At 65.3% G+C, this 26,641-nt stretch carries 27 protein-coding genes; 14 read left to right on the forward strand and 13 right to left on the reverse strand.

Going from position 1 to position 26,641, the window contains the following annotated elements; translation table 11 throughout:
• The first annotated feature begins 167 nt into the window (after nucleotides 1–167).
• Together AAFG16_RS25680 and AAFG16_RS25685 are read left to right on the forward strand one after the other, a co-directional pair.
• Complete coding sequence (locus AAFG16_RS25680; protein ID WP_128951761.1) at nucleotides 168–866, forward strand: ribonuclease activity regulator RraA; 699 nt, start codon at nucleotides 168–170, stop codon at nucleotides 864–866.
• Between the two features lie 18 nt (nucleotides 867–884).
• Entirely contained in the window at nucleotides 885–1,289 is a 405-nt protein-coding gene (locus AAFG16_RS25685; RefSeq protein WP_342729812.1) for a cupin domain-containing protein, read from the forward strand.
• A gap of 74 nt (nucleotides 1,290–1,363) precedes the next feature.
• Here the strand turns inward: AAFG16_RS25685 and AAFG16_RS25690 are convergent, their stop codons facing one another.
• The 3 genes from AAFG16_RS25690 to AAFG16_RS25700 form a co-directional block, all read right to left on the reverse strand.
• The gene (locus tag AAFG16_RS25690; RefSeq protein WP_342729814.1) at nucleotides 1,364–1,720 is read right to left on the reverse strand and encodes a hypothetical protein; all 357 of its coding nucleotides are present in this window, start codon (nucleotides 1,718–1,720) and stop codon (nucleotides 1,364–1,366) included.
• A 176-nt stretch (nucleotides 1,721–1,896) separates the two neighbouring features.
• Entirely contained in the window at nucleotides 1,897–2,769 is an 873-nt protein-coding gene (locus tag AAFG16_RS25695; RefSeq protein WP_342729816.1) for a DUF2147 domain-containing protein, read from the reverse strand.
• Between the two features lie 229 nt (nucleotides 2,770–2,998).
• Entirely contained in the window at nucleotides 2,999–3,781 is a 783-nt protein-coding gene (locus AAFG16_RS25700) for a transporter substrate-binding domain-containing protein (protein WP_342729818.1), read from the reverse strand.
• A gap of 114 nt (nucleotides 3,782–3,895) precedes the next feature.
• Here AAFG16_RS25700 and AAFG16_RS25705 point away from each other — a divergent pair, with 114 nt between their 5' ends.
• Entirely contained in the window at nucleotides 3,896–4,393 is a 498-nt protein-coding gene (locus AAFG16_RS25705; protein WP_342740967.1) for a DUF1993 domain-containing protein, read from the forward strand.
• Between the two features lie 191 nt (nucleotides 4,394–4,584).
• Here the strand turns inward: AAFG16_RS25705 and AAFG16_RS25710 are convergent, their stop codons facing one another.
• The 6 genes from AAFG16_RS25710 to AAFG16_RS25735 form a co-directional block, all read right to left on the reverse strand.
• Nucleotides 4,585–5,076 (reverse strand): hypothetical protein, encoded by a 492-nt coding sequence (locus tag AAFG16_RS25710; RefSeq protein ID WP_342729820.1) that lies wholly within the window; start codon nucleotides 5,074–5,076, stop codon nucleotides 4,585–4,587.
• 168 nt (nucleotides 5,077–5,244) lie between these two features.
• Nucleotides 5,245–6,234, reverse strand: coding sequence for a hydroxyacid dehydrogenase (locus AAFG16_RS25715; protein WP_342729822.1), 990 nt, complete (start codon nucleotides 6,232–6,234; stop codon nucleotides 5,245–5,247).
• A gap of 34 nt (nucleotides 6,235–6,268) precedes the next feature.
• Nucleotides 6,269–7,369 (reverse strand): sn-glycerol-3-phosphate ABC transporter ATP-binding protein UgpC, encoded by a 1,101-nt coding sequence (ugpC, locus tag AAFG16_RS25720; RefSeq protein ID WP_283079188.1) that lies wholly within the window; start codon nucleotides 7,367–7,369, stop codon nucleotides 6,269–6,271.
• Nucleotides 7,370–7,389: 20 nt separating this feature from the next.
• Complete coding sequence (locus tag AAFG16_RS25725) at nucleotides 7,390–8,301, reverse strand: carbohydrate ABC transporter permease (protein WP_342729824.1); 912 nt, start codon at nucleotides 8,299–8,301, stop codon at nucleotides 7,390–7,392.
• On the reverse strand, nucleotides 8,301–9,236 hold the full coding sequence (locus AAFG16_RS25730) for a sugar ABC transporter permease (protein ID WP_283079190.1): 936 nt from the start codon (nucleotides 9,234–9,236) through the stop codon (nucleotides 8,301–8,303). Before AAFG16_RS25730 ends, AAFG16_RS25725 begins: the two co-directional genes overlap by 1 nt.
• 137 nt (nucleotides 9,237–9,373) lie before the next feature.
• Nucleotides 9,374–10,714 (reverse strand): extracellular solute-binding protein, encoded by a 1,341-nt coding sequence (locus AAFG16_RS25735; protein ID WP_283079191.1) that lies wholly within the window; start codon nucleotides 10,712–10,714, stop codon nucleotides 9,374–9,376.
• A gap of 472 nt (nucleotides 10,715–11,186) precedes the next feature.
• Between AAFG16_RS25735 and AAFG16_RS25740 the strand changes: the two genes are divergently transcribed.
• Nucleotides 11,187–11,975, forward strand: coding sequence for a Spy/CpxP family protein refolding chaperone (locus AAFG16_RS25740; RefSeq protein ID WP_342729829.1), 789 nt, complete (start codon nucleotides 11,187–11,189; stop codon nucleotides 11,973–11,975).
• 111 nt (nucleotides 11,976–12,086) lie between these two features.
• Nucleotides 12,087–12,464 (forward strand): response regulator, encoded by a 378-nt coding sequence (locus AAFG16_RS25745; protein WP_283079193.1) that lies wholly within the window; start codon nucleotides 12,087–12,089, stop codon nucleotides 12,462–12,464.
• A gap of 128 nt (nucleotides 12,465–12,592) precedes the next feature.
• Here the strand turns inward: AAFG16_RS25745 and AAFG16_RS25750 are convergent, their stop codons facing one another.
• From AAFG16_RS25750 to glk, 3 genes are all read right to left on the reverse strand, one after another.
• Complete coding sequence (locus AAFG16_RS25750; RefSeq protein ID WP_283079194.1) at nucleotides 12,593–12,748, reverse strand: hypothetical protein; 156 nt, start codon at nucleotides 12,746–12,748, stop codon at nucleotides 12,593–12,595.
• Between the two features lie 145 nt (nucleotides 12,749–12,893).
• Nucleotides 12,894–13,097 (reverse strand): hypothetical protein, encoded by a 204-nt coding sequence (locus tag AAFG16_RS25755; protein ID WP_342729831.1) that lies wholly within the window; start codon nucleotides 13,095–13,097, stop codon nucleotides 12,894–12,896.
• A gap of 140 nt (nucleotides 13,098–13,237) precedes the next feature.
• Entirely contained in the window at nucleotides 13,238–14,218 is a 981-nt protein-coding gene (gene glk / locus AAFG16_RS25760; protein ID WP_342740968.1) for a glucokinase, read from the reverse strand.
• Nucleotides 14,219–14,485: 267 nt separating this feature from the next.
• On the opposite strand from glk, the gene pncA reads away from it, so the two are divergent.
• From pncA to AAFG16_RS25805, 9 genes are all read left to right on the forward strand, one after another.
• Nucleotides 14,486–15,112, forward strand: a complete 627-nt coding sequence (pncA, locus tag AAFG16_RS25765; RefSeq protein ID WP_342729833.1) for a bifunctional nicotinamidase/pyrazinamidase — start codon at nucleotides 14,486–14,488, stop codon at nucleotides 15,110–15,112.
• A 16-nt stretch (nucleotides 15,113–15,128) separates the two neighbouring features.
• Nucleotides 15,129–16,244 carry an alpha/beta fold hydrolase gene (locus AAFG16_RS25770; RefSeq protein ID WP_342729835.1) on the forward strand — a complete coding sequence of 372 codons (1,116 nt, stop codon included), beginning with the start codon at nucleotides 15,129–15,131 and terminating at the stop codon, nucleotides 16,242–16,244.
• 136 nt (nucleotides 16,245–16,380) lie between these two features.
• On the forward strand, nucleotides 16,381–18,414 hold the full coding sequence (locus tag AAFG16_RS25775) for an NAD(+) synthase (protein WP_342729837.1): 2,034 nt from the start codon (nucleotides 16,381–16,383) through the stop codon (nucleotides 18,412–18,414).
• A gap of 479 nt (nucleotides 18,415–18,893) precedes the next feature.
• The gene (locus AAFG16_RS25780; RefSeq protein ID WP_283079199.1) at nucleotides 18,894–19,709 is read left to right on the forward strand and encodes a sugar phosphate isomerase/epimerase family protein; all 816 of its coding nucleotides are present in this window, start codon (nucleotides 18,894–18,896) and stop codon (nucleotides 19,707–19,709) included.
• A gap of 30 nt (nucleotides 19,710–19,739) precedes the next feature.
• Nucleotides 19,740–21,377 carry an ABC transporter substrate-binding protein gene (locus AAFG16_RS25785; RefSeq protein ID WP_342729839.1) on the forward strand — a complete coding sequence of 546 codons (1,638 nt, stop codon included), beginning with the start codon at nucleotides 19,740–19,742 and terminating at the stop codon, nucleotides 21,375–21,377.
• Between the two features lie 3 nt (nucleotides 21,378–21,380).
• A complete protein-coding gene (locus AAFG16_RS25790) occupies nucleotides 21,381–22,364 on the forward strand; it encodes an ABC transporter ATP-binding protein (protein WP_342729841.1) in 984 nt (327 codons plus the stop codon).
• Nucleotides 22,361–23,353 (forward strand): ABC transporter ATP-binding protein, encoded by a 993-nt coding sequence (locus AAFG16_RS25795; RefSeq protein ID WP_342729843.1) that lies wholly within the window; start codon nucleotides 22,361–22,363, stop codon nucleotides 23,351–23,353. Before AAFG16_RS25790 ends, AAFG16_RS25795 begins: the two co-directional genes overlap by 4 nt.
• Nucleotides 23,353–24,282, forward strand: a complete 930-nt coding sequence (locus AAFG16_RS25800) for an ABC transporter permease (protein WP_342729845.1) — start codon at nucleotides 23,353–23,355, stop codon at nucleotides 24,280–24,282. The genes AAFG16_RS25795 and AAFG16_RS25800 overlap by 1 nt, the downstream gene beginning before the upstream one ends.
• Nucleotides 24,279–25,139: an ABC transporter permease gene (locus AAFG16_RS25805; RefSeq protein WP_342729847.1), complete on the forward strand. Its 861-nt coding sequence runs from the start codon at nucleotides 24,279–24,281 to the stop codon at nucleotides 25,137–25,139. Before AAFG16_RS25800 ends, AAFG16_RS25805 begins: the two co-directional genes overlap by 4 nt.
• A gap of 39 nt (nucleotides 25,140–25,178) precedes the next feature.
• Here AAFG16_RS25805 and AAFG16_RS25810 read toward each other — a convergent pair whose 3' ends face one another.
• Complete coding sequence (locus AAFG16_RS25810; RefSeq protein WP_342740969.1) at nucleotides 25,179–26,555, reverse strand: SagB family peptide dehydrogenase; 1,377 nt, start codon at nucleotides 26,553–26,555, stop codon at nucleotides 25,179–25,181.
• Nucleotides 26,556–26,641 lie beyond the last annotated feature (86 nt).

Here is a 26,641-nt window from a genome sequence, read left to right on the forward strand (position 1 = left end):
CGCAAGTCCAATAAATTAATGCAAGGGGAGGCGATAAAGCCTTGTTATCGCATCGCATAACGGCCCTGCCGCCCTGCATTCCTGTGGGTCTTTTGGCCCTTGACGGAAGGGCTGCACCTCGCAAGATGCGCGCGTTCTTTCCCGCACCTCGGAGCTCGTTCTCGTCCATGTCGCTGTCCCCCGAAGCCCGCAAGACCCTCGCCGGCATCACCACTGCCACCATCACCACGGTCCTGCTGAAGAAGGGCCTGCGCAATGTGTGGATGCGCGGCGCGCGTCCGCTGCGTCCGGGCCTGCCGCGCCTGGTGGGCCCGGCCTTCACGCTGCGCTTCGTGCCGGCGCGCGAGGATCTGGCGACGCCGGAATCCTGGTCCTCGCCGATCTCGACCCGCACCGCGATCGAGGCGATGCCCGAGGGCTGCATCGCCGTGGTCGACGCCATGGGCATCACCGATGCCGGCATCTTCGGCGACATCCTCTGCGCCCGCATGATGAAGCGCGGCGTCACCGCGCTGGTCACCGACGGCGTGGTACGTGACGTCGAGGGCGTGCTGGGCACCAACCTGCCGGTGTGGTGCGACGGCTATGCCGCTCCGCCGTCGGTCGCGGGCCTGACCTTCGTCGGCTGGGGCGAGCCGATCGGCTGCGGCGGCGTCGCCGTGTTCCCGAACGACATCGTGGTCGCCGACCAGGACGGCTGCGTGCTGATCCCGCAGGCGATGCTCGACCACGTCCTCGCCGAGGGCGTCGAGCAGGAGCGGATGGAAGCCTGGATCGTCAACGAGGTGAACAACGGCGCGGTGCTGCCGGGCCTCTATCCCATGAACGCCGAGACCAAGGCGCGCTACGCCGCCAGCAAGAAGTAACAGGAAACGAGGTATCCCATGGACATCACGCTCGCCGGCACGCGGCCGACCCGCCGCGCGCCGAAGGAAAACTTCACCGGCACCGTGTTGCAGGACCCCATCAACATGGCGCCCGCACCGGCGCGGCTGAACGTCTCGCGCGTCTCGTTCGAGCCGGGCGCCCGCACCAACTGGCACCACCATCCGCTCGGGCAGACGCTGTATGTGATTTCGGGCGTCGGCCGCGTCCAGACCAAGGGCGGCCCGGTCCAAGAGATCCGTCCGGGTGACACCGTCTGGATTCCGCCGGGTGAAGTGCACTGGCACGGCGCCTCGCCAAACAACAGCATGTGCCACATCGCCATGCAGGAAGCGCTCGACGGCGTCTATTCGACCTGGCTGGAGCCGGTGACGGACGCGGAATACGGCGCACCGCTCGGCTAGCCCTCTTTCAAGATTTCTCTGTCCCGGTTCAGCGGTGCAGCGTTACGCGCCGCACCGCGTCCGGGACACACGACCTACATCCGCTCCGCCGTCCACGTGCCCGTGCACATGGCGCCGCGCCAGGTGCCGGAGCCGGAGGTGCGGTTGAGGCGGCCGAAGCCGACCGCGCGCTTGATGCCGGTGCTCAAGGTGACGTTGATGTTGCCGGCATCGGCCACGCGGCCCGAAGCCGTCACGGCTGCGCTACTCGAGGCGATCTGGCCGTTGCTGATGCCGATCGCGACCGTCGCGCCATTGCCGCACGTCTGGCTCGAGGACGAGATGCGGACATTCCACGTGCCGTCGAAGGTGGAGCCCGCAGCATCAGCCTGCGCGAGCGGGAAGGCGATGGCGATGATGCTGACGAAGAGACCTCTGCGAAATCCGTTCATGACACGCCCCTTGGGGTTGACCATGCGGGGATCGTGTCACCGGTGCTGAACCCGTGATGTGAGGGCTGTCACGCGCGCAAGACGCTGCGTGAGGTGGCGCACGTCGCAATGATGCAGGCCAAAAGCAAAGGGGCCCTTGCGGGCCCCTTGTCTCAGTCAGAGCGCGACGCTCGAGTTCAGTTCACTCGCGTCCAGGTCTGGCCGCCGCAGAACATGCCGCCGAAGGCGCAGCCCTGCACGCGTAGCCGGTCGGTGCCCTTCATCGCGATCGTTGAATCGTAGGTCGAGCCGGAGTTCGGGTCGAGGATGCGCCCGGACCATTTCTGGTCCTTGCCGGGCTTCATGTTGATCAGGACCTGCTCGCCGTTCTGGTTCGATTTTGAATCGACCGAATAGCCGCAGAGATTGTTGCCGCATTGCTCGATGCGGACCTTGCCTTCCTTCTCCTCGGTGAGCCAGACGCCGAGCGGCGAATTGAGATCGCGCGCGTGCGCTGCCGCGGGAGCCGGCGGGGCAACGGCGGCGGACTGAGTGGGGGCGGGCGCAGGCGCGGGGGGCGGAGGCGGCGCCGGAGGTGCAGCGGCCACGGTCGGAGCCGCGGCCGGAGCGGCCTGCTGCTCGACCGGCGCGGGGGCCGGAGGCGGTGCGGGCGGCGGCAGCACGGCCGTCTCGGCCGGAGCGGTGCTGGCGGTCGCTGCCGGAGGCGGAGCAGGTGGGGGCGGCGCCGGCGGCGGTGCTGCGGCGGCCGGCGCAGATGCCGGCGCTTGCTCCGCGGGCGGCGCTGTGACTGGAGCGGGGGCTGGGGCAGGCGCGGCTGGCGGTTGCGGATCGACCTTGGTCTGCTGCGGCGGCTGTTTGTCCGCGGGCGTCTCGTTCTTCTTCGCCTTCTTGGCCTTGCCCTGGCCGGTGTTGTCGTACACGCCGGGGATCTGCACCGTGCCGCGGTCGGGATCGATGCGGATGGTGCGCCCGCCATATTCGAAAGTGTACTGCGCCTGGGCAGCGGTGCTCGCCAAAAGGAACGCGGCCGTGGCCAACAGCTTCCTCATTTCCATCTCCTGAACAGGTGGTCCCCGCACCGACCCTTACGCGCCGGCTTCATTCCAAAACGTGATCTACATCACTGTCTCGGTATGAGTCGTCGTCCCGCTGTTCCGGGTTCAATAGGCCTGGGGCCGGTCCAAAGTTTGGCAGAGGCCGGCGACAGGAGGACGCGGCCTGGAGCGCCGTTCCGACGGAATCGGAACGGGGACCGAGATCGAAACGCTCGAAAACGCTCTAGTCGAACCAGGCGGCGTAGATCTTCTTGTAGCTGCCGTCTTCCATGGAGATGTGCAGCCACTGGTCGACAAAGGCTTTGAGCGCCATGTCGCGCTGGAGCCAGTAGGCCTTCTCGGAGAAGTCGAACGGCTTGTCCGGATGCACCGCGCAGAGCACGCCCGAATGCTGCTTCTGCTGGTAGCGCGTCTCGGAGGCGTCCGTCATCATCAGATCGGCATTGCCCTTGGCGATCTCGTCGAAGATCACGGTGTTGTCGGAGAAGACCGTGATCTCTGCGTCCTTGATGTTGGCACGCGCGAAGCGCTCGTTGGTGCCGCCGGGATTGACGATGACGCGGGTGCCCTTCTTGTCGATGTCGGCGATGCTTTGATACTTGCCGACGTCGGCGCAGCGGGTGATCGGCGTCTTGCCATCGCGCATGATCGGCGTCGAGAAGAAGCCCTTCCTCTGCCGGTCGAGCGTGACCGAGACGCCGCCCATGGCGATGTCGAACTGGTCGGCCTCGAAGTCCTTCATCAGCTTCGGCCAGGCGGTCGGTACGAACTCGACCTTGACGCCGAGTGCCTTGCCGAGCGCCTCGGCCATGTCGACGTCGAAGCCGGAGAACTGCTGCGTGGCCTTGTCGAGATAGGTGAACGGCTTGTAGTCGCCGGTCATGCCGACGCGCAACGTGCCGCGCTTGACGATCTCGTCGAGGCGCGAGGGCGTCGCCTGCTGCGCGTGCGCCGAAAGATTTGCCAGCACGACCACGGCCAGAGCCGCCACTATACGAACGATCATCTCTTTTCCACCCATGCCCGAGCTGTCATTGTGCAGCCCTCGACGTGTGGATTTAGACCAGATGCCAGTTGCTGGCGAGCCGGAATTGAAGGGAATCTTGTCGTGACGATCTCGATGTACGAGGCCTCTGTCGGCCTCTTCGTGCCGTATTTGCGCAACCTGTCCGTCCTGCTCGACAAGGGCGTCGCCTATGCCGAGACGCGCAAGTTCAATCCGGCGGTCCTGCTCGGCATGCGCATGGCGCCGAACATGTACGATCTGGCTCAGCAGGTCGGCGAGGCCTGCCGCCACGCCACGGTCACCTCAGCCTTGCTGGCAGGTCGCGAACCGGTCGCGCTGCCGGCGCTGGAGCACGACATGGCCGGCCTACAGGCGCGGATCGCAACGTCGCTTGAATTCATCGAGAGCCTGCCGCATGCCGAGATCGAAGCGGCTGCGGAACTAGAGGTCGTCTGGAGGCTGAAGAACGGGACCGAGCTGCCCTTTACCGGGCGGACGCTGCTGCTCGTCAACTGCATTCCGCAGTTCTTCTTCCACGTCACGACCGCCTACGACCTGCTGCGGCACGCCGGCGTCGAGCTCGTGAAGAAGGATTTTTTGGGAAGGAAGTAGGAGCCTGGTGCTCACCTCTCCCCAGCGGGGAGAGGTCGGATTGCGCCTGGCGATGCGGAGCATCGTTCAGTGCAATCCGGGTGAGGGGCAACCGCGCGCAGTAAGACCTTAACCCCTCACCCGGATCGCATCTTCGATGCGCTCCGACCTCTCCCTTCGGGAGAGGTGCATGGAGACCTCCGGCCGGAGCGCTAGGCTTCGCCCTTGCGCTCGAACTCGGCGAGCGCGCTGCGGCCGGCGATCTCGCTGCGCAACAGCTCGAAGCGGCGGTGTGCCTCGTCCTCGTGCTCGTCGACGAAGCGCACGGCGGCTTCGCTGGTCATCGGGCCGCTGACCACAGGCGCGGACTGCTCGCCGATGGTCTCGTGGACATAGTACTGTCCGTCGTCGCCGCGATGCACCGTCCATTTCAGGCGGATCGCCACCATCGGGCCGGGACCGACCTTGCTGTAGCCGTCGGCATCGGTGTGATCAGGCACCAAGGGCTGCTCGTCGACCACCGGATGCTCGTCGACCGCATGATGTTCTTCAGCATGTTCTTCTTCGGCGGTCGGCTGCTCACCGACGACGACCTCGGTCTCGCTGATGATCTCGATTTCGCGGACGACGAGGCCCGGCTCCGGGTGCTCCAAGATGCTTGCGATGGTCGCCAGCGCGTGGTCGGTCGGGTCGATCTCTGACAAGGGTCCATCCTCCAGCTCGACGCGGCCGGCATGTCTGTCCCACTGCCGCCGCGGCCGGATATATTACGCGGGTTCGATTAAGGCTGAGTTGGGGCCCGATCTGCACCAAAATGGGACGCATTCTGGCCTTCCGAAGGCGGGCGGATCACCCGCCCGCCTTTCGGTTTTTCAGCCGAGCACGTCCTGATTGATGACGTTCTGCCGGATCGGGTCGCCGTCCAGCACACTCAGGATGTTGCGCGCGGTCTGCTCGCTCATGCGCTGGACCGCCTCGACCGTGACGCCCGCGACATGCGGGGCCATGATGACGTTGGGCAGCGCGAACAGCGCGTTGCTGACCGGCGGCGGCTCCGCCTCGAACACGTCGATGCCGGCCCCGGCGATCTTGCCGGAGACGAGCGCGTCATACAGCGCCGCTTCCTTCACGATGCCGCCGCGGGCGGTGTTGATGAGGTAGGATTTCGGCTTCATCCGGCCGATCCGCGCCGCATCGAACAGGCCGACGGTCTCCGGCGTCTTCGGGCAGTGGATGCTGACGAAATCGGCGCTCGGCAGCGCGGCGTCGAGGTCAGTGACCGGCTCGCAGCCGGCGGCCTTGATGTCGGCGGCAGGCTTGTAGGGATCGTAGACCTGCACGTTCATTTCCATCGCCAGGCAGCGTTTGGCGGTGCGGCTGCCGATGCGACCGAAGCCGATGATCAGCACGGTCTTGCCGTAGAGGTCGAATGGCAGCATGCCGAGCCGGTCAGCCCATTTGCCGTCCTTGACGCAGGCGTGCATCTCATTGGCGCGCTTGGCGAGCGTCAGCATCATGAACAGCGCCGCTTCCGCGACCGAGGGCGAGTTCGCGCTGCCTGCGATCATCAGCGGCACCTTGCGGCGGGAGAGGGCGGGCACATCGACGGCGTCGTAGCCGACGCCGATGCGGGTCACCACCTTCATGTCCCTGGACGCCTCGAGCTCGGTCTCACCGAAGGCGGTGGCGCCGAGCGCCACGCCATGGACTGGCGCATGGCTCTTCAGCAGGGCCTCGAAATCCTTGGCCGAGATCAGGTTGGCAAACTCGACGAGCTCGATATCGTCCCGTTGGGTGAGGAGGGCACGTGCCCCTTGCGACAAAGTTTGTGTAACGAAAATCTTCTTCTTGTTGGTCGCCATTGCTCCCCGCCTGCTCGCGTTTCTTGAGCCGGCGTCACAGCACGACGCCGGTCTCCTCGTTTAGCAGGTGCATGTTGTTGAGGTCCATCGCCAAACGCATGGGAGCCCCGTCCGTAGCGCCGGCATTGGGATCGACGCGGCCGCACACGGGCGTGCCGTCGAGCCCGAAATAGACCAGAGTCTCCATGCCCATCGGCTCGGTGACGTCGAGCACCGTGTCGAAGGTCTCGATGCCCGGCCCGAGATGCGCATGCGCCTCGGTGAGATGCTCGGGCCGGAGGCCGAGCAGCAGCTTGTCGGTGCGGGGCAGCGCGTTGTAGCGCGCTGCGCGGGCCGGCGGCAGCGCGAAGGCGACGCGGTCGGTCAGGCGGATCTGGAGCGTGCCGCCGGAATCCTCGAGCCGGCACGGGATGAAGTTCATCGCGGGCGAGCCGATGAAGCCCGCAACGAAGCGCGTCGCCGGCTTGTGATAGAGCTCGTTCGGCGTGCCGATCTGCTCGATGCGGCCCTTGTTCATGACCACGACGCGGTCGGCCAAGGTCATTGCCTCGACCTGGTCGTGGGTGACGTAGACTGTCGTGGTGCGCACCTTCTGGTGCACCTTCTTGATCTCGATCCGCATCTGCACGCGGAGTTTCGCATCGAGATTGGACAGCGGCTCGTCGAACAGGAACACCTTCGGATTGCGCACGATGGCGCGGCCCATCGCGACGCGCTGGCGCTGGCCGCCGGAGAGCTGTTTCGGCTTGCGGTCGATCAGATCGGTGATGTCGAGCAGGCGCGCGGCCTCCGTCACCCGCGCCTTGATCTCGGCCTTGGGATAGTGCTTCAGGCGCAGCCCGAACGACATGTTCTCCGCGACCGTCATGTGCGGGTAGAGCGCGTAGTTCTGGAACACCATGGCGATGTCGCGGTCCTTGGGCGGCACGTCGTTGACGACATCGCCGCCGATCATGATGTCGCCGTCGCTGATGTCCTCGAGGCCTGCGATCATGCGCAGCGTCGTCGACTTGCCGCAGCCGGAGGGGCCGACCAGCACGATGAACTCGTGGTCGGCGATATCGAGGTCGATGCCGCGCACCGCTTCGACGTCGTCGTAACGCTTGATCACCTTACGCAGGGAAACCTCGGCCATTGCGCTTCAACCTCTCGCTCTCAACCCTTGGTCGCGCCGGCGGTCAGGCCGGCAATGTAATAGTCCATCAGGAAGGCGTAGATGATCAGCGGCGGCGCCGCGCCAAGCAGCGCGCCGGTCATGATCTGCCCCCAGTTGAACACGTCGCCCTTGATCAGCGTCGTGGTGATGCCGACCGGCAGCACGAGCTGGTCCACTGACGTCGTGAACACCAGCGGATAGAGGAACTGCGCCCAGGACACCGTGAAGGCAAAGATGGTCGCCGCGATCAGCCCGGGCAGCGCGACGGGGATGAAGATCCGCGTCAGGGTCTGCAGCCAGGAGGCGCCGTCGATGAGCGCGGCCTCGTCAAGCTCCTTCGGGATCGAGGCGAAATAGCCGATCATGATCCAGGTGCAGAACGGCACCGTCAGCGTCGGATAGATGAATACCAGCACGTACCATCTGTTGAGGAGGGTGATGCCGGTCAGGTCCTGGACCACGGCGAGCATCTTGAACAGCGGGATGAACAACAGGCTGTCCGGGATGAGATAGGTCAGGAACACGCCAGTCGCGAGCGTCGCCGAACCCCAGAACTTCATCCGCGCCAACGCGAACGCCGCGGGGATGCTGATCAGCATCGTGACGATCACGACCGTGATCGAGATGATCGACGAATTCCAGAAGAACCGCAAAAACTGGTTCGAGGTCAGGAGCTCGGCATAGTTGGACAGTGTCGGGTGAAACACCCACCACGGGTTGGTGGCCGCCGAGATCTCCGCGCTGCTCTTGAGCGAGGTGATCAGCATGTAGACCGGCGGCGTCAGGAAGAAGATCGCAAACAGCACGAGGAAGAAGTAGGACCAGCGCAGCGCCCAGGCGCGGTCCCGGCTCATGCTGCCATACTTGACCTTGCGGGAAGGCCCGGCCTTGTCGATTGCGAGGGTGCTCATCAGGCTTCGTTCCCCCGTTTGGAGACATCACGCAGGATGAAGATCGCTGCGACGGCGAGGATGGGCACCATGAACAACGAGACACAGGCGCCGAGCGGAATGTCGCTGCTCTGGATGCCGACCTGGAACGCCCAGGTGGCGAACAGATGCGTCGTATCGAGCGGTCCGCCGGAGGTCAGGATGCGCACGATGTCGAAATTGGCGAAGGTGACGATCAGCGAGAACAGGGTGGTGATGGCGATGATGTTGCGCATCATCGGCAACGTGACGTACCAGATCCGCTGCCACCAATTGGCGCCGTCGATCGCCGCCGCTTCATAGAGCTGGTCGGGCACGGATTTCAGCGCCGCCAGATACATGATCAGGAAGAACGGCGCGCCGTACCAGACGTTGACGAGGATGACCGAGAAGCGCGCCCAGAAGGTGTCGCCGAGCCAGGGGATCGGCCCGACACCGAAGAAGGAGAGCGTGTAGTTGAAGGCGCTGTAGGAGGGGTCGAACAGCCACAGCCAAGCGAGCGTGCTCATCGCCGGCGGGATCACCCAAGGCACCAGCAGCATGCCGCGCCATTTGCGCTGCTTCTTGCCGGGAATGTTATGGACGAAATGCGCGACGATGAAGCCGATCAGCGCCTTGAAGATCACGGCGGTGATCGCAAAGATGCAGGACTGCTTCACCACCATCCAGAACGTCTCGCGCTTGAACAGGAAGGTGAAGTTGCCAAGGCCGACGAATTTCGTCATCGCCTTGTTCAGCGTCGCCAGATAGAGCGAATAGAAGGCGGGATAGAGCACGAGCAGCACGATCAGGAGGATCAGCGGCAGCGTCAGGAAGAACGCGACCGTCGATTTTCGGCCCAGCGCGTTGCGCAGGCCCGATCCCTTGCGCGCGCCCGCACGTGCGACGCGACCTTGCTCAACGACGACATCGGCCATGTCAGAGTCCTTGGGTCAGCTTTTCGTAAACTGTCCAGCCGCGAAGCCAGCCATACCGGTCGGCTCCACGGTCGCGCGGATGGGGATGCCGAGGCGATATACGCGTGTGGCGTGAATCGCCTCGGCGCAGTCCCGGTCTAGCTCCGCATGAAGCCTTCGCATTCACCTTCGGCCCAGGCGAGCGCCTGATCCATCGTCTCACCCCGCGCATAACGCAGCGCCATCTTGGTCAGCGTCGCCTGGAAGTAGATCTGCTGCGCGATCTTGGGCGGCGCCGGCGACGCTGCGATCGACAGCGTCTGGTGGTTGTGCGGATTGGGATAGTGATAAAGCGTTCCCTTGGGCGGGCCTTCCTCGGCCCAGGTCTTCAGCGTCGTCATGTTCGCGTAGGCGGGCAGGTCGTAGCCACCGCTCGCTGCGACGAACTTTTCGATTGAGGACGGCTGGGACAAATAGGCGAGCAGGCTCTTGCCGGCCTCCTTGTTCTTGCCGAAGCTCCAGATGCCCCAGAAGTAAGGCAGGTACGGTGCGAACCGGCCCTTGGGCCCAGCGGGGAAGCCGTGCGTCCAGCATTGCTCGGCAACCTGGGGCGCATCGCGCTTGGCAACCGCCCAGGCGCTCGGCGGATTGAGGATCATCGCACCGCGGCCGGAGATCAGCCATTTGTTGTTCGAGGCATCGTCCCAGGACGGCGCGTCCGGCGGCAGCACCGCGATCAGCTTCTTGTAGAACTCCATGGCCTGGCGAACCTGATCGGTCTTCACCGTGATGTCGCCTTTAGCGTTGACGAGCTCGGCACCGAACGACTGGAAGATGGCGCCGGCCGTGTCGACGCTGTCGGTGGTCTCGCCGAGGCCGATGCCGAACGCAAAGCCAGCCTTCTGGCAGGCCTCGGCCGCCTTCAGGAACGTCTCCATGGTCCAGTTGTCGGCCTTCGGCGGGCTGCCGGCCGGATACATCTCCTGCACGTCGATGCCGGCATGCTTCTTCATCAGATCGATGCGCGAGCAGGGGCCCTTGATCTGGCTGCCGATCGTCGAGGGCACCGCAAGCCATTTGCCGCCGGCCTGGCCGAGATATTTGACGGTGCCGTTGACTTCGCCGTTCTGCTTGAGGATCGGCTCCATGACGTCGTTGACCGGCTCGAGATTCTCCGCATAGGCGTGCGGCCACCAGGTCGGCATCTGCAGGACGTCGTGACCGGACTTGGCCTGGGCTTCGGCGGCGACGGTCAATTCCAGCTTCTTGTTGTTGCTGGTGATGTAGTCGATGGAGACCTCGACCTTCTCCTTGGCCGCCCACTCGTTGACGAGGTCGGTGGAGGTCTTGTTGGCACCCGGTACCCAATGGTCCCAGAAGCCGATCGAGAGTTTGCCGGCGGCGTAAGCGCCCCGGACATAGGGCGCCGTGATCAGCGCCGCGGAGGACATTGCAGTGGCAGCCACAAATTGACGTCGCGTCAGTTTCTTGCGTGACATCTCGTTTCCTCGCTTGGGTGTTTTATTGTTCTGGTGTTTCCTCTGAACTCTTCCGAGCTCTTCTTGAATTCTTTTGGGAGTTTGTCGTTCGACGTTTCTTATTGATGCCGTCAGCTCGACGGCAAATTGGTAGCGCGATCAGATCATGATTGATCGCGTCTGTCGAGAAAACCGAACGGCTCGCGCCTAGAACTAACGTTGCGTCCGAACGCGCCGCAATGCTTAGCGCCCTTCTGCGCCGGACTTGAACCGCGGTCGATCCTATTGCGACGCACACATCGCACGAGCCCGCCTGGAACGCTCCGTGCGCAATTACGCCGCAGTTTCCGATAAGCCTGCGTAACCGCTTCGCGCGAAAGACTTTTCGGGCGTGGACAGCGATCGGCTGCGTCTGGACCTCGAAGCGGTGGAAACGATAGAGTTGCAACCGGCGGGTGGCTCCCACCCCGAGAGATCGACGATGGAGACGAGAATGATCAACCCGGCGCTGCCCGCGCGGCTTCACTTGCGGCGATGGTTCGCGCTGGGGTCCGTGCTCGCGCTGCTGCTCGGCGCCGCCGCGGTGGCGAATGCTCAAGGTTTGGTCAAGGGCGTTCAGGACGGCGCGGCGGCCGGGAACAAGGCCGCGGGTCCGGTCGGTGGCGTGCTCGGTGGCGCGATCGGCGGCGTGGTCGGCGTCTTCACCGGCGTGCTCGGCGTCGGCAACAACGGCAATCAGGCGCCGGCCGCCAAGGATGCCAATAAGGATGCCAGCAAGGACGCCAAGCAGCAGGGCGCGGCCAAGGATGCCAAGAGCGCCAAGGCGGGCAAGGGCGCCAAGGCGACCAAGGAAGCCAGGAATGCGCCGCAGGACGCCAAGGACAATAAGGATGTCACGGTTCTCACGCAGACTGGGGCGCCGCAGCTGACCGCCGATCAGATCGTCTCCAACAGCGATTCCTATATCGAGCGGATCAAGACCGAGCTGAACCTCACGCCCGACCAGGAGAAGCACTGGTACGGCTTCTCCAGCGCCATGCACTACCTCGGGCATAATGGTGCGGAGCGGCTCAACCTGCGGGTTGCGCGGGCCAAGCGGGATCCCCCTGACGACATCATCGAGCAGATGCGCAACGAGGCCCAATTCCTGATCGACCGCGCCGCTGACCAGCGCAACGTCGCCGACGCCGCCGAGCCGCTCTATTCGAGCCTCGATGACAAGCAGAAGCAGGTCTTCATCCAGGAGATGGTGCGCCTCAGCCACGAGCGCGGACTGGATTGATCAAGTTGAATCGGATCGGGCGCGCCTGAATTAACGGCGCCCGCCACGAATTCGTGAATCCTCTCCGCAATTCGGTTATGATTAGCTTCGCAAGCTGACTGCGGGGTTGATATGGCGGACGGACTCTCCGTTTTCCTGGTCGAAGACGAGGCGTTGATCCGGATGATGATCGCCGACATGGTGGAGGAGCTCGGCCACCACGTCGTCGCGGAAGCGGACAATGTCCGCGACGCCAGCGCCTTTGCCATGACCGCGCAGTACGATATGGCCATCCTCGACATCAACCTGATGGGCGTCTACGTCGATCCCGTCGCCGACCTGATCGAGCGCCGCGGAAAGCCGTTCCTGTTCGCCACCGGCTACGGGCCGGAGCTGCTGCCGTCCTTGCTCCGGCGCAGGCCGATCCTGCGCAAGCCGATCTCGATCGATCAGCTCAAGGCGATGATCGATTCGATGTTTCCGGAAGCAACAGTGAAGGCGCCGCACTGAGCGACGGCGAAGGCGCCGCGCTGGCGACGGCGAACGCGCCGCCAACGAAAATGGCCGCCCGGGAGAGGGCGGCCATTCCGCGCAATAATCTCATTCCAATAATCTAATTCCAATAGTCTAATTCAACGTCACATCAGGCCGGCGCTGAGGTCGATGCCGCGCGCCATCAGGCTGAACGAGGCGACGAGGCCCATGCAGCAGAACAGCAGGATAGCTTTGAAGGCAGAATCGGCAATACGCGTTTCGGTGGCAGCCGGCATCGCGGTGAGCGATATCATGCTCATGTTCATTCCCCCCTTGTGTTGATCCTGAATTGCATCAGGTGAGGGGAACTCTTAGAGCAAAAAGTTTGACGCGAGCTTTCGAGGGATCGTTAACGGAATCGCAATCCGATCGCGCATTCGACCGCCGCTACGGGATCGCCGAGCCTCAGCTGCGGCCGTTCTTCAGCACGGTGGCGATGGTGTGAGCCGTCATGGCGGCCCGGTCCGAGGCACGCTGCGCCGCAAGCCGGTCGCGGGCCTTTTCCTCGATCAGGAGCTCGATCAGGGCGAGCCGCTTGTCCTCGTCGTCCGCCTCGGTCAGCAGGCGGTGATAGCGGTGATGGTCGAAGCCTAGGTCCTGCTTGCGCATGTCACGCCCCCGCAACTACGCTACACACTGCGCGAATTGTTTCTCATCGGAAACGAAGGGGCAAGCACGATCCTGCGTGGAACCGCGTGTGAATTGCAATCAGCTGTGAATTACTGGAACCGGAAGAGGTCGCGCGTCCCTCAATCCGGATTGTGGTCGGCGAACATCCTCAGGCCGAGGAAGCTTGCATCGGGCTTGGTGACCAGCCGCGTCGGGATGTTGCGCAAGTAGTCCTGGAAGCGGCCCTTGGCCTCGAAGCGCGCCCGGAAGGCGGAGGCTGCGAGGAACTCCGGAAAGCGCGGCACGATTCCGCCGGCGATGTAGACGCCGCCGCGGGCGCCGAAGGTCACCGCGAGATTGCCCGCGACCGAGCCGAGGATGGCGCAGAACATCTCCAGCGTCGCGCGGCTGACGGGACAGCTGCCCTCGAGCGCCGCCTTGGTGATGGCGGCGGCATCGCGATGCGGCACCTGGGCGCCGTCGACCTCGGCCAGCGCCCCGTAGAGGCTTTGGAGGCCGGAGCCGGACAGCGCGCCGCGCTCGATGGAGACATGACCGAGGCGTCGCCGCAGGCAGGCGATCACGCGCTCCTCGCGCTCGTTCTCCGCCGGCAGGGTGGCGTGTCCCGCCTCGGTCACGACGGCCAGCCGTGCGCCGTGGCGCTCGACCAGGCAGGAGACGCCGAAGCCGGTTCCAGGCCCGACCACCAGCAACGGCTCTCCGGGCAGGCCGTCCTGTCCGCCGAGCGGGATCAGGTCGGCAGGCTCCAGGGCGGGCAGGGACCAGGCCACCACCTCGAAATCATTGAGCACATGCACGCTGCCCATGCCGAGGGCGGGCTGGAGCTCGTTGCCGTCGATGACCCAGGGGCTGTTGGTCATGACGCAGCGGTTGTTGGTGACGGGACCCGCCACGGCCAGCACCGCGCGTTGCGGCGGCACGCCGCCGGTCCTGCGCGCGAGAACATCGACAATGGCTTCCCGGACGGTCGGAAAATCAGCCACCTTCACATAGTCGATCGGTCCAGCGCCCTGGCTTCCGCTGTCCTGGCTCAGCGCGAAGCGCGCATTGGTGCCGCCGATATCGGCGAGAAGAATCTGTCCTGTCCTGCCGATCGTCATGACCATCCGGCCTCCGCAGCCTTGGCAGCTGCGGGAAACCTCTTCCTCCGCTCCATCGACGCAAGTCCGCATGCTGCGGATATCAGAGAATCCGCCCTTGGGTGCGGCTAGTCAACACGGACGCGGGCAAAGCGTTTCATTTCGGGCCCGATCGGCCGCCAATTTGAACCGAACGCGCTACGCTTGGTTGGTTGCGAAGCAGCGCGGGAAGATCGACATTGGGCGTGCCGCACCCCCAGTGCCGGGCAGATGGAATGAGACCCTGCAATGAAGATTACAGACCGCGACGTGCTGCTGGTGATCGACGTGCAGAACGACTTCTGCACCGGCGGAGCGCTTGCTGTTCCCGGCGGCGAGAAGGTCGTCCCGGCGATCAACCGGATTGCCCAAAAGTTCGCCAATGTGGTGCTGACCCAGGACTGGCATCCGCGCGACCATGTCTCTTTTGCGCCGAACCATGCGGGCAAGCAGCCGTTCCAGACCGTCGCGCTCGGCTACGGCACCCAGGTGCTGTGGCCGACGCATTGCGTGCAGGGCACGGCGGGCGCCGAATTTCATCGCGACCTCGACGTCGCCTGCGCGAGTCTCGTCGTGCGCAAGGGCTTTCGCCGCGGCATCGATTCCTATTCGGCGCTGTTCGAGAACGACCATTGCACGCCGACCGGCCTGCTCGGCTATTTGCGCGAACGCGAGCTGAAGACCGTGTTCGTCGCAGGTCTCGCGCTCGACTTCTGTGTCCGCTTCTCGGCGGAGGATGCCCGCAAGGCCGGGTTCGAGGTCGCCGTCATCGAGGACGCCTGCCGCGGCATCGATCTCGGCGGCTCCGTGGCCGCGACCCATCATAGTTTCAGGGAGCTCGGCATTTCGGTCGTCAGCCTCGAGGCGTTCCTGTAAGGCCCGTGAGATAGCCATGGTGGAGACGACAGGTAAACAGAAGGGCGGACCGGGACCGGTCCCGGACGAGGCGCTGCAGTGGCCGTTCACGGCGGCACGGCTCGCCATGGACGCCTGTTTCTGGTGGCTGGAGCGGGCCTCGCCGGAGCAGAACGACAGCAGCCTGCCATGGACGACACCCAACTCCGTCGCGCTGGAGCTTGCGACCATGCGCCTGCGCGATTGTTCGCGAACGCGCTCCGGCCAGCCGGCTCTGGTCTGTGCGCCCTATGCGCTGCATCGCGCCCTGATCGCCGACTTCGCGCCCGGCCACAGCGTGGTGCAGTCCCTGCAAAGCGGCGGCATCGACCGCGTCTATCTCACTGACTGGCGTTCGGCTACGCCCGACATGCGCTATCTCTCGATCGACAGCTATCTGTCCGATCTCAACCTCGCCATCGACGAGATCGGCGCGCCGGTCGATCTGATCGGCCTGTGCCAGGGCGGCTGGCTGTCGCTGCTGTATGCGGCGCGCTTTCCGGCCAAGGTGCGGCGGCTGGTGCTGGCAGGCGCGCCGGTTGATCTTGCGATCGACTCGGAGCTGTCGCGCCTCGCCCGCAATGCGCCCGAGCTGGTCTACGAGCAGCTCGTCGCGCGCGGCGGCGGCAATGTCAGCGGCGAGGAGATGCTGCGGTTCTGGTCCAAGGCGCCGAGCCGCGAGGACATCGCAGCCGCCTTGCAGAAGGACCTCACCGACGAGGAGGGCGGGGCGCTGCTCGCACGCTTCGATCATTGGAATAGTGAGACGCTCAACCTGCCCGGCAGGTATTATCTCGAGATCGTCAACTGGATATTCCGCGAAAACCGGATTGCCGCCGGCAGCTTCACCGCTCTCGGCCGTGCGGTCGATCTGAAGAACGTCAGGGCGCCGCTCTTCCTGCTGGCCGGGCTCGACGACGATGTGGTGCCGGCATCACAGGCGCTCGCCACCGCCAACCTCGTCGGCACGCCGCCAGCCTTCATCGCGGCGGCCTCCGAGCCCAGCGATCATCTCGGCCTGTTCATGGGTGCGCGGACCCACGCCCATGCCTGGCCGCGGATCGCCGAATGGCTGCTCGACGACCTCTCGGGCGTGCTGGCCCGCAGCGCCTGACCGCGCCAGGCGCCGGCCGGGCCGGCGCGCAAATCCGTTATGCATGATGGCGGATGGCCTGCACGGAGCGGGGTCGATGGGTTACATAGAGTCCAGAGCCGTCGGCACCGGCCGTGACGAGATTTAAGGGTACGCGATGACTTTCCATTCGATCTACGCCCACGGATTTGCGCGCGTGGCGGCCTGCGTCACCACCTCCCATGTCGCTGATCCCTCGGCCAACGCCAAGGCCGTGCTGGAGGCGGCGAATGCTTGCCACGAGCAGTCGGTGGCGGTCGCCGTGTTTCCCGAGCTGTGCCTGTCCGGCTACGCGATCGAGGATCTCGTGAAGCAGGATCCGCTGCTCGATGCGGTCGAGCGCGGGCTCGCCGCGATCGTCGAGGCCTCCTCGGCGCTGATGACCGTCCTGATCGTCGGCGCGCCGCTGCGGTTCGGCAACCGCATCTATAATTGCGCCGTCGTCATCCATCGCGGCAATGTCCTCGGCGTCGTGCCGAAGAGCTATTTGCCGACCTACCGCGAATTCTACGAGGGACGGCATTTCGCCTCCGGCGCCGGTCTCGCCGGAGAGACGATCACCTTCGGCGGGCTGCACGCACCGTTCGGCGCCGACCTGTTGTTTGCGGCCGAGGACGTGCCGGGCCTGACTATCGGCGTCGAGATCTGCGAGGACATGTGGATCCCGGTGACGCCGGCCTCGGAGCTGGCGCTCGCCGGCGCGAGCGTGCTGATCAATCTGTCGGGCAGCCCGATCACGATCGGCCGGGCGCGCTCGCGCGCGCTGCTATGCCAGTCGACCTCGGCGCGCTGCCTTGCGGCCTACGTCTATTCCGCCGCGGGGGCCGGCGAATCCACCACGGATCTGGCCTGGGACGGCCAGACCTCGATCTACGAGAACGGTGTGCTGCTGGCCGAGGGCGAGCGGTTCCGCCAGGGCGGCCAGATCACCACGGCCGACGTCGATCTCGACCTGCTGAGGCAGGAACGTGCCCTCATGGGCACGTTCGACGACAACCGCCGCCAGCGCGAAGGCTTCTATCGCAGGATCACCTTTGCCCTGAAGCCGCCGGCGGCCGACATCGGCTTCCAGCGCAGGATCGAGCGCTTTCCATTCGTGCCGAGCGACGAGAGCCTGCTCGAGCAGGATTGCTACGAGGCCTATAACATCCAGGTCGCAGGTCTCGTGCAGCGCATGCGCGCCACCGGCACCAAGCGCGTCGTGATCGGCGTCTCCGGCGGCCTCGATTCCACCCACGCGCTGATCGTCGCCGCCAAGGCGGTCGATCTGCTCGGCCTGCCGCGCGAAAACATCCTGGCCTACACCATGCCGGGCTTTGCCACCGGCAGCGAGAGCAAGACCAACGCGCTGGCGCTCATGAAGGCGCTCAAAACGACCTGGCAGGAACTCGACATCCGCACCACGGCGACGCAGATGCTGAAGGACATCGGTCATCCCTTCGGCAAGGGCGAGAAGGTCTACGACATCACCTTCGAGAACGTGCAGGCGGGCCTGCGCACCGACTATCTGTTCCGGCTCGCCAATCATCACGGCGGCATCGTCATCGGCACCGGCGATCTCTCCGAGCTCGCGCTCGGCTGGTGCACTTACGGCGTCGGTGACCAGATGGCGCATTATAATGTCAATGCGGGGGTGCCGAAGACGCTGATCCAGCATCTGATCCGCTGGGTGATCGCCTCAGAACAGTTCTCAGGCGACGTCAACAAGACGCTGGCGTCGATCCTGTCGGCCGAGATCTCGCCTGAGCTGGTTCCGGTCAAGCCCGGCGAGACGCCGCAGAGCACGGAAGCGTCCGTCGGCCCCTACGAGCTGCAGGACTTCAACCTGTTCTACACGCTGCGCTTCGGCCTGCGGCCGTCCAAGATCGCCTTCATGGCGCAGCACGCCTGGAAGGATGTCGCCAGCGGCGAATGGCCGCCGGCATTCCCGGCCGACAAGCGCAGGGCCTACGATCTTCCCGAGATCCGGCGATGGCTGGAGGTGTTCTTGCGCCGCTTCTTCGCCTTCAGCCAGTTCAAGCGATCGGCGATGCCGAACGGACCGAAGGTCTCGTCCGGCGGCTCATTGTCGCCGCGCGGCGACTGGCGCGCGCCATCGGATTCGAGTGCGGCGGCCTGGCTCGAGGATCTCGAGCGGAACGTGCCGAAATGATCCGATCGGGCAAATACTGATCGGATAGGGCAGCCTGAAACGATTTCGCGCCGCGCGGCTGATCAAGCCGGCGGCGCGAAACTGCATTCGATGCTGAAAGTTCCGAGGTCCGGAGTGCCTAGGAGTCCGGACCTCGTCACCTTGCCCCAGCCTTCAATCCCCCGCTCCATGTGGTCCCCCAACCCCATGTTGCGCGATCAGAGGGTGATGCCCCTGGAAGTGGCCGCCGATCGATGTCCCGCGATGTACGCGACATCGAAATAGGATTCCATTCCGGATCACTACGGACACGATTCAACTTGCTTCTGTGGCAAGTTGCACGTGCCTGCATCGGCCCCAGCGCCGCTGCACAACATCGATGCTGGCGATGCGCGGGATGTCCACATCTGCTCGACGCTGCGGAATCTCGGTTTCACGGGCCTGTCATTGAACTGGTCTAGCGCTGCTCCCGTCATCGCCGACGGTCAAGGGAGCAAGCCATGTCGAAGCCGGTGCTGGGCGCTGCGTTGTCCATCAAATCGATCCCCGCCCACCGCGACTGGCTTCTGGAACGGCAGCGCGATCTCGAAATCCAGGATTTCTTCCGCGCCGACCTGCTCGACAGCGACTGGCGCAGCACCGCGACCGAGATCAAGCAGATGCTGTCGGGCCACACCGGCCGTCTCGGCATTCATGGCCCGTTCTGGGGTTTCAAGATCGACAGCCACGATCCGATGATCCGCCAGGCCGTGACGAAGCGCCTGCTTCAGGGCCTCGATGCCGCCGAGTTCCTCGGCGCGACACAGATGGTGATCCATTCGCCGTTCACGACCTGGGATTACAACAATCTCGATCTCTCTCCCGACAACCGCAGCAATCTCGTCGAGCGCGTCAAGGCGACGCTCGCCGAGGTGATCGCACGCGCCGAGACGACCGGCTGCGAGATCGTGATCGAGAACATCGAGGACAAGGATCCGCGCGACCGCGTGCGGCTCGCCAAGGCGCTCGAAAGCAGCAAGGTCCGCGTCTCGCTCGACACCGGCCACGCCAACTACGCCCACATCTCCACCGGCGCGCCGCCGGTCGACTACTACGTCGAAACCGCCGGTGACATGTTGACGCATGTCCATCTCCAGGACACCGACGGCTTTGCCGACCGCCACTGGGCGCCGGGCGAAGGCAACATCCCGTGGGTCGCCGTGTTCCGCGCACTTGGCCGGCTGACGTCCAATCCGCGGCTGATCCTCGAGCTGCGCAACCACGACCACGTTCGCGCTGGCGCCGCGCATCTCGCCGCGCTCGGTCTCGCGGAATAGCCGATCCCACAAAGGGCAGGGGTTATCGTCATGAGCAAGTTCACCCGTCGCACCATCCTGAAATCCGGCGGCGCGGCCGCTGGCACACTGCTGCTGCCGCGCTTTGCGATCGCGCAGGGCGACAATCGTCCCTCGGTCACGATCGCCGTGCAGAAAGTGACCAACGCCAACGTGCTCGACGTGCTGCGCGAGCAGTCCAATGTCGGCGAGCGCGTGTTCTTCTCCTCGATCTGGGAAGGCCTGATCTCGAAGAACTGGCGCGGCAACCTCGAGGCCGTGCCGGGTCTTGCGACCGAATGGCGCCGCATCGACGACCAGACGGTCGAGCTGAAGCTGCGCCAGGGCGTCAAGTTCCACAATGGCGACGAGCTGACGGCCGAGGACGTCGTCTTCACCTTCAGCCGCGAGCGCATGTTCGGCGAGACCGAGGCCAAGAGCCGCACCACCATCCAGGCCTTCGAGAAGATTCCGACGCCGCGCCCGGGCAAGGAATTGCCGCCGGACGTGCCCGCCGTCGCCCGCCGCATCTGGCCGGACCTCGTGCGCGTCGATGCCGTCGATAAATACACCGTGCGCTTCTACAACGCGACGCCCGACGTCACGATCGAAGGCCGGCTCCAGCGCTACGGTCCGGACATCATGAACCGCCGCGCCTGGGAAGAATCCGCAAGCTATCTCGACTGGGCGCGCAAGCCTGTTACGACCGGCCCGTACAAGGTGGTCGAGCTCAGGCCCGACGTGTCGCTGACGCTGGAAGCGCACGACGAATATTGGGGCGGCCGTCCGCCGCTCAAGCGCATCCGCTTCCTCGAAGTCCCTGAAGTCGCAAGCCGCATCAACGGCCTGCTCTCGGGCGAATACCAGTTCGCCTGCGACATCCCGCCGGACCAGATCGCCGGTATCGAGAAGAACGCGGCGTTCGAAGTGCAGGGCGGCACCATCCTCAATCACCGCCTGACCGTGTTCGACAAGAACCACGCCGTGCTCGCCAATCCGCTGGTGCGGCGCGCCTTCACCCACGCCATCGAGCGCCAGGCGATTGTCGACAGCCTGTGGGCCGGCCGCACCCGCGTGCCGAAGGGCCTGCAGTGGGAGTTCTACGGCGACATGTTCAACGCCGACTGGAGCGTGCCGGCCTACGATCCCAAGCTCGCGCAGGATCTGCTCAAGCAGGCCAATTACAAGGGCGATCCGATTCCGTACCGCCTGCTCAACAATTACTACACCAATCAGGTCGCGACCGCGCAGATCCTGGTCGAGATGTGGAAGTCGGTCGGCCTCAACGTGCAAATCGAGACCAAGGAGAACTGGTCGCAGATCATGGAGCGTGCGCCGACCCGCGCCGTGCGCGACTGGTCGAACTCGGCCGCCTTCAACGATCCCGTCTCCTCACTGGTCGCCCAGCACGGACCGAACGGCCAGCAGCAGCAGATCGGCGAATGGACCAACGTCGAGCTGAACAAGCTGTCGGAGTTCCTGGAAACCTCGACGGACCGCGCTGCGCGCAAGAAGGCATTCCATCGCATGCTCGAGATCGCTGAGCGCGAGGACCCCGCCTATACGGTGCTGCACCAGAACGCGACCTTCACCGCCAAGCCGAAATCGATCAAGTGGAAGGCGTCGCCGGCTTTCGCGATGGATTTCCGCGCCGGCAATTTCGAGGCCTAAGCGGTGTCGCCGCTGGTCAGCATCCGGGACCTCGGCGTCGCCTTCAACGGCGTCGCGGTGTTACGCGGCGTCGATCTCACTCTTGGCAAGGGTGAGGCCCTCGGCCTCGTCGGCGAATCCGGCTCCGGCAAGTCGGTAACCTGGCTAGCCGCGCTTGGCCTGTTGCCGCCGCACGCGAAGGTCTCGGGCTCGGTGCGGCTCGACGGGCGCGAGATCCTCGGGGCGCCGGCCTCAGAGCTCGATCAGGTCAGGGGCGGGCGGGTCGCCATGATCTTCCAGGATCCGGCGAGCGCGCTCAATCCGGTGCTCACCATCCGCAAGCAGCTCTGCGAGGCCCTGGCGCTGCATCGCGATCTCCAGGGCGAAGCGGTCAGAGCGGAAGCGCTGCGGCTGCTCAATCTGGTCGGCATCCCCGATGCGGCGCGGCGGCTGTCCGCCTATCCGCACGAATTTTCCGGCGGCCAGGTCCAGCGCATCATGATCGCGATGGCGCTCGCAGGAAATCCCGATCTCTTGATCGCGGACGAGCCGACCACGGCGCTGGATGCCACCATCCAGGCGCAGATTCTGGAGCTGCTTTCCACCATCCGCCGCGAGATGGGCATGGCGATGGTGCTGATCAGCCACGACCTCGGCGTCGTCGCCGAGAACTGCGATCGCGTCGCGGTGATGTATGCCGGCCGCATCGTCGAGCAGGCGCCGAGCAACCAGCTCTTTGCCGATCCCGTGCATCCCTATGCTCAGGGCCTCATCGGCGCGCTGCCGCCGCTCGACGGGCCGCGCCGCCGTCTCACCGCCATTCCCGGCACCGTGCCCGATCCAGCGCACATGCCTGATGGCTGCGCCTTCGCGCCGCGCTGTGCGCTGTCAGCCGAGGCGTGCGGCCTTGGCGTGCCGACGCTCGCGCCGATCGCGGAGGATCGCGCGGTCGCCTGCATCCGGGCCGAAGCCTCGCGCCGCGCGCTGCTCGGGATCGCCGCCGAATGAGCGCGCCGCTCGTCGAGGTGTCCTCGATCTCGCGCAGCTATTCCATGCGCTCCGGAATGTTCGGCCGAGCTACCGCCGTGCATGCCGTGGACGGCGTGTCGCTGACCATTCCCAGGGGCGAGACGCTCGGCCTCGTCGGCGAGTCCGGCTCGGGCAAATCGACCACCGGCCGCATCGTGCTCGGCCTCGAGCCGCCTGATCGCGGCGAAGTGCGGTTCGGCGGCAAGCCGATGGCCGCGCCGGGAACGGCTGCGTGGCGCGCGCAGCGGGCGCGCATGCAGATGATCTTCCAGGATCCGCTGGGCGCACTGGACCGCCGCCTTCCGGTCGCCACCCAGATCCGCGAGCCCTTGGACATTCACGGCCTCGGCACACTCGCTGAGCGCGAGGATCGCGTGCGCGAACTATTGCGCGCGGTCGAGCTGACACCCGCGCATGGCGCGCGCTATCCGGGCGCGCTCTCCGGCGGGCAGCGCCAGCGCATCGTGCTGGCGCGGGCGCTGGCGACCAAGCCGGATTTCCTGGTCTGCGACGAGCCGGTCAGCGCGCTCGATGTCTCGATCCAGGCGCAGGTGGTGAACCTTTTGTGCGACCTCCAGGCGCAACTTGGGCTCACACTGCTGTTCATCAGCCACGATCTGCGCGTCGTCCGCCAGATCAGCAATGTCGTCGCCGTGATGTATCTCGGCCGCATCGTCGAGATCGGCAGCGCCGACGATCTCTTTGCGCGCCCCGAACATCCCTACACACAGGCACTGGTCTCGGCATCACCCGCACCCGGCCGCCGCAGTGCGGGCCGCATCGTGCTTTCAGGCGATCCGCCGAACCCGGCCGCGCGGCCTCACGGTTGCGCCTTCCACCCGCGCTGCCCGCGCGCTATTGCGCGATGCAAGAGCGAGGTGCCGGCGCTCTCAGCGGTCGGCAGTGACAGGCAGGTCGCCTGCCATCTCGTCACGGGGCCGCAGGCCGAAACGCGGGACGCGGCCTGATGGGACGCTATTTCGCCATTCGCATTGGACGCGCGGCCCTGACGATCGTTCTCGTCGTCACCTTCGCCTTCGTCGTGCTGCGGCTATCCGGCGATCCCGCGCTGATGATTTTGGGTCCGGAGGCGCCGCCGGAAGTCCTCGCGGCCTTCCGCAAGGCCTGGGGCCTCGATGATCCCATCTGGTTCCAGTATCTCGATTACTTCGGCGCCATTGCCAAGGGCGAGCTCGGTCGCTCCATGCGCGACGGTCGGCCCGCGATCGAGCTGGTGCTGGAGCGCATCCCGGCCACGCTTGCGCTGACGCTGCCGGCCTTCGTGTTCAAGGTCGCGCTCGGCATTCCCGCCGGCATCTATGCCGCGCTGCATCGGGGCTCCGCCATCGACCGCGCCGTGATGATCACGGCGGTCGCCGGCTTCACCGTGCCGAGCTTCGTCCTGGCGCTGCTGCTCGTGCTCGTCTTCGCCGTGCAGCTGGGCTGGCTGCCCTCGGGCGGACAGGATAGCTGGCGCCACGCCATCCTGCCGATCACGACACTCAGCCTCGGCGGCGCCGCCGTGCTGGCGCGCTTCACCCGCAGCGCCATGCTGGAGGTGCTCGGCCAGTCCTATATCCGCACGGCGTCGGCCAAGGGCGTGCCGTGGCGCAAGGTGGTGACGTCGCACGCGCTGCCGAACGCGGCGATCCCGACCGTCACCATCCTCGGCTTCATGGTGGGCACGCTGATCGCGGGCGCGGTCGTGGTCGAAAGCGTGTTTGCCTGGCCGGGAGTGGGGCGCCTGCTCGTCGTCGCCGTCGCCAACCGCGACCTCGCCGTCGTGCAATGCATCCTGCTGCTGGTCGCACTGACCATGGTGACGTCCAACCTGATCGTCGACTTCCTCTACGGCTTCCTCGATCCGCGCCTGCGCGCCAAGGGAGCGCACGCATGACCGACGCCACGCTGAAGGACAGCGCCGTTCGCCGCCGCATCAGCCTGCCGGCGATCCCGGTCTCGGTCGCGCTCGCGATCATCTGGATCGTCGCGATGCTGGTGATCGCGGCCTTCGCCGAGAAGATCGCGCCTTACGGCTTCACCCAGCTCGACCTGCGCAACCGGCTCTCCGCGCCCGGCAATATCGCGCATTGGCTCGGCACCGACGAACTCGGCCGCGACGTGCTGTCGCGCCTCCTGGTCTCGATCCGCATCTCGCTGCTGATCGCCTTCGGCGCGACCGCGATCTCGGCCGTGGTCGGCACCACGCTCGGCTTCTTCGCCGCGCATTTCCGCGGGGTGGTCGAGCAGCTCGTGCTGATGCTGACCGACTTCCAGGCCAGCATGCCGTTCCTGATCATGGCGCTGGCCGTGCTCGCCTTCTTCGGCAATTCGCTGCCGCTGCTGATCGGCCTGATGGGCCTCTTCGGCTGGGAGCGCTATGCCCGCATCGCGCGCGGCCTTGCCATCTCCGCCAATGCGCAAGGTTACGCCGCAGCCGTCCGCCAGCTAGGGGCGACGCCGGCGCGGATCTACTTGCGGCACATCCTGCCCAACATCGCCTCCACCCTGATCGTCTCGACCACGCTGGTGTTCCCCGAGGTGATCCTGATGGAATCGGGCCTGTCCTTCCTCGGCCTCGGCGTGCAGCCGCCGATGACCAGCCTCGGCAACATGGTCGGCTACGGGCGCGAATACCTGACCCGGGCGCCCTGGATCATGCTGGCGCCAGCCACGACCATTGTGGTCACGACGCTGGCGGTCTCCGTCATCGGCGACTGGCTGCGCGACCGGCTCGATCCGACGCTGCAATAGCGCGACTGGCTTGAGCCGTTCGCCGTTTTGCCGCCGCTTCTAGCCTTCGACCTCCGGCGTCCTGCCGCGCCCGAGCGCGAATTGACCGACCGGGCCCTCGATATGGAATTCCAACTCCGTCATTTTCGCGAACAGATCGATGTTCGTGCTGCCAATGGCGCAGCCGCCGAGGCCCATATCGGTCGCCGCCAGGTAAAGCGTCTGAATCAGGCTGCCGACATCCTTCAGGATCAACGAATATGCGATTGAGCTGTATTTCCAGGAGACCCGCGCAAAACGCGCAGCGATCGTGATGAGGATTTGTGGCTGACCCGGAGCGTCCATGGCGAACTGGGCGGCCGCCAAATGCGCCTGGAGTTGTTGGGCGGAAGCGCTGATCGCGACCAGCGCGTGGCTCCCTGCATCATAGTGGTAGAGTCCGCGCGCAAGCCCGTCGCAGTTGGCGACGGTAAGGTACAATTCCAGCTCGTACGCGCTGCCCGCCGACGGATAAGGCCTTGTGCTGTAGGTGACCTCGGGACCGCCCTCGAAATACGGCCCGCTCTTCCATTCGGACACGACGCGCGCGGTGGTGTCGAGAAACTGCGCGAGTTCGCCGAGCGTGACCGGATTCTTGTCGTCGAAATCCCGTGTTGAATGGCGTTCGCGCAACAGCTCCGGGAAGCGTGAGTGCGGTTCCGGGGAGGAGAATTCGCGCAGGTCAATCTTGCTGCCGGCCCAGGGCGCACGCACCGCCGGCGACGGCGGAACGACGTTCGCATAAGTGAAGGCGGCGCCGACCGGGTTGGCTTGCCGACCCTCCGTGCTCCGCGTGTGAAACACCAGATCGTGGAAATCCCAGAGTACGAGGTTGCCGTCGCCTTCGTTCACCCGCAGGCCTTGTCCGTCTTTCGCATCGAGCTTGAGCAGGATCTGGCTGTCGAGCAACAGTTCGAGCAGAGGGACGGTGGAGGACGCTATCTTCCGGTTGAGCTTGCCGATCTTCTGAGGCCGCGACAGCGCAGCAAGGGTGGCGGCGATGGCGGGATCGCCAATCCGGAACAGCGCGCCGGCGCGCGGCGATTCCAGCACCATTTCATTGCCGCGCCGGCGCAGAAAGGCAAAGCGCGACAACACAACGGTGTCCCGATTGCCCAGCTTCGCGCGCCGCGGCCAGTAGTCGGGGACTTGAGGCTCGATGACCACGAAGTCCTGCGTGTTACGCGAAGAGGAGAGGCGGTATTCCAGAAGCCCCTGCCGCGCCAGGCGATGCACCAGGGCGTCGATTTCCCTGGCGACGATGCTCTTGCCCGCAAACGAAGCGAGCGGAAGCCCGGTGTTCAGATCTCGCGCGCGGTCCATCGCGGCGGCGCTGAATTGTCCGAGGTTGACGGAATAGTCGTCCAGAAAGGCGGCGATGTTTCCGTCCGGCTGCATCTGGAGGGAGAAGCGATGGCTCAATCGGGCGGCGATGTCTGGCGCGATCTTCCTGGTCGGCTTTTTCCGGGGAGCGCGCACGAAGA

The organism is Bradyrhizobium sp. B117 (assembly GCF_038969555.1).
Classification (GTDB): Bacteria; Pseudomonadota; Alphaproteobacteria; order Rhizobiales; family Xanthobacteraceae; genus Bradyrhizobium.

Coding starts and splice junctions, on each gene's coding strand:
- AAFG16_RS25680 (WP_128951761.1), top strand. CDS start 168: ATGTCGCTGTCCCCCGAAGCCCGCAAGACCCTCGCCGGCATCACCACT.
- AAFG16_RS25685 (WP_342729812.1), top strand. CDS start 885: ATGGACATCACGCTCGCCGGCACGCGGCCGACCCGCCGCGCGCCGAAG.
- AAFG16_RS25690 (WP_342729814.1), bottom strand. CDS start 1,720: ATGAACGGATTTCGCAGAGGTCTCTTCGTCAGCATCATCGCCATCGCC.
- AAFG16_RS25695 (WP_342729816.1), bottom strand. CDS start 2,769: ATGAGGAAGCTGTTGGCCACGGCCGCGTTCCTTTTGGCGAGCACCGCT.
- AAFG16_RS25700 (WP_342729818.1), bottom strand. CDS start 3,781: ATGATCGTTCGTATAGTGGCGGCTCTGGCCGTGGTCGTGCTGGCAAAT.
- AAFG16_RS25705 (WP_342740967.1), top strand. CDS start 3,896: ATGTACGAGGCCTCTGTCGGCCTCTTCGTGCCGTATTTGCGCAACCTG.
- AAFG16_RS25715 (WP_342729822.1), bottom strand. CDS start 6,234: ATGGCGACCAACAAGAAGAAGATTTTCGTTACACAAACTTTGTCGCAA.
- ugpC (WP_283079188.1), bottom strand. CDS start 7,369: ATGGCCGAGGTTTCCCTGCGTAAGGTGATCAAGCGTTACGACGACGTC.
- AAFG16_RS25725 (WP_342729824.1), bottom strand. CDS start 8,301: ATGAGCACCCTCGCAATCGACAAGGCCGGGCCTTCCCGCAAGGTCAAG.
- AAFG16_RS25730 (WP_283079190.1), bottom strand. CDS start 9,236: ATGGCCGATGTCGTCGTTGAGCAAGGTCGCGTCGCACGTGCGGGCGCG.
- AAFG16_RS25735 (WP_283079191.1), bottom strand. CDS start 10,714: ATGTCACGCAAGAAACTGACGCGACGTCAATTTGTGGCTGCCACTGCA.
- AAFG16_RS25740 (WP_342729829.1), top strand. CDS start 11,187: ATGATCAACCCGGCGCTGCCCGCGCGGCTTCACTTGCGGCGATGGTTC.
- AAFG16_RS25745 (WP_283079193.1), top strand. CDS start 12,087: ATGGCGGACGGACTCTCCGTTTTCCTGGTCGAAGACGAGGCGTTGATC.
- AAFG16_RS25750 (WP_283079194.1), bottom strand. CDS start 12,748: ATGAGCATGATATCGCTCACCGCGATGCCGGCTGCCACCGAAACGCGT.
- AAFG16_RS25755 (WP_342729831.1), bottom strand. CDS start 13,097: ATGCGCAAGCAGGACCTAGGCTTCGACCATCACCGCTATCACCGCCTG.
- glk (WP_342740968.1), bottom strand. CDS start 14,218: ATGACGATCGGCAGGACAGGACAGATTCTTCTCGCCGATATCGGCGGC.
- pncA (WP_342729833.1), top strand. CDS start 14,486: ATGAAGATTACAGACCGCGACGTGCTGCTGGTGATCGACGTGCAGAAC.
- AAFG16_RS25770 (WP_342729835.1), top strand. CDS start 15,129: ATGGTGGAGACGACAGGTAAACAGAAGGGCGGACCGGGACCGGTCCCG.
- AAFG16_RS25775 (WP_342729837.1), top strand. CDS start 16,381: ATGACTTTCCATTCGATCTACGCCCACGGATTTGCGCGCGTGGCGGCC.
- AAFG16_RS25780 (WP_283079199.1), top strand. CDS start 18,894: ATGTCGAAGCCGGTGCTGGGCGCTGCGTTGTCCATCAAATCGATCCCC.
- AAFG16_RS25785 (WP_342729839.1), top strand. CDS start 19,740: ATGAGCAAGTTCACCCGTCGCACCATCCTGAAATCCGGCGGCGCGGCC.
- AAFG16_RS25795 (WP_342729843.1), top strand. CDS start 22,361: ATGAGCGCGCCGCTCGTCGAGGTGTCCTCGATCTCGCGCAGCTATTCC.
- AAFG16_RS25800 (WP_342729845.1), top strand. CDS start 23,353: ATGGGACGCTATTTCGCCATTCGCATTGGACGCGCGGCCCTGACGATC.
- AAFG16_RS25805 (WP_342729847.1), top strand. CDS start 24,279: ATGACCGACGCCACGCTGAAGGACAGCGCCGTTCGCCGCCGCATCAGC.
- AAFG16_RS25810 (WP_342740969.1), bottom strand. CDS start 26,555: ATGCAGCCGGACGGAAACATCGCCGCCTTTCTGGACGACTATTCCGTC.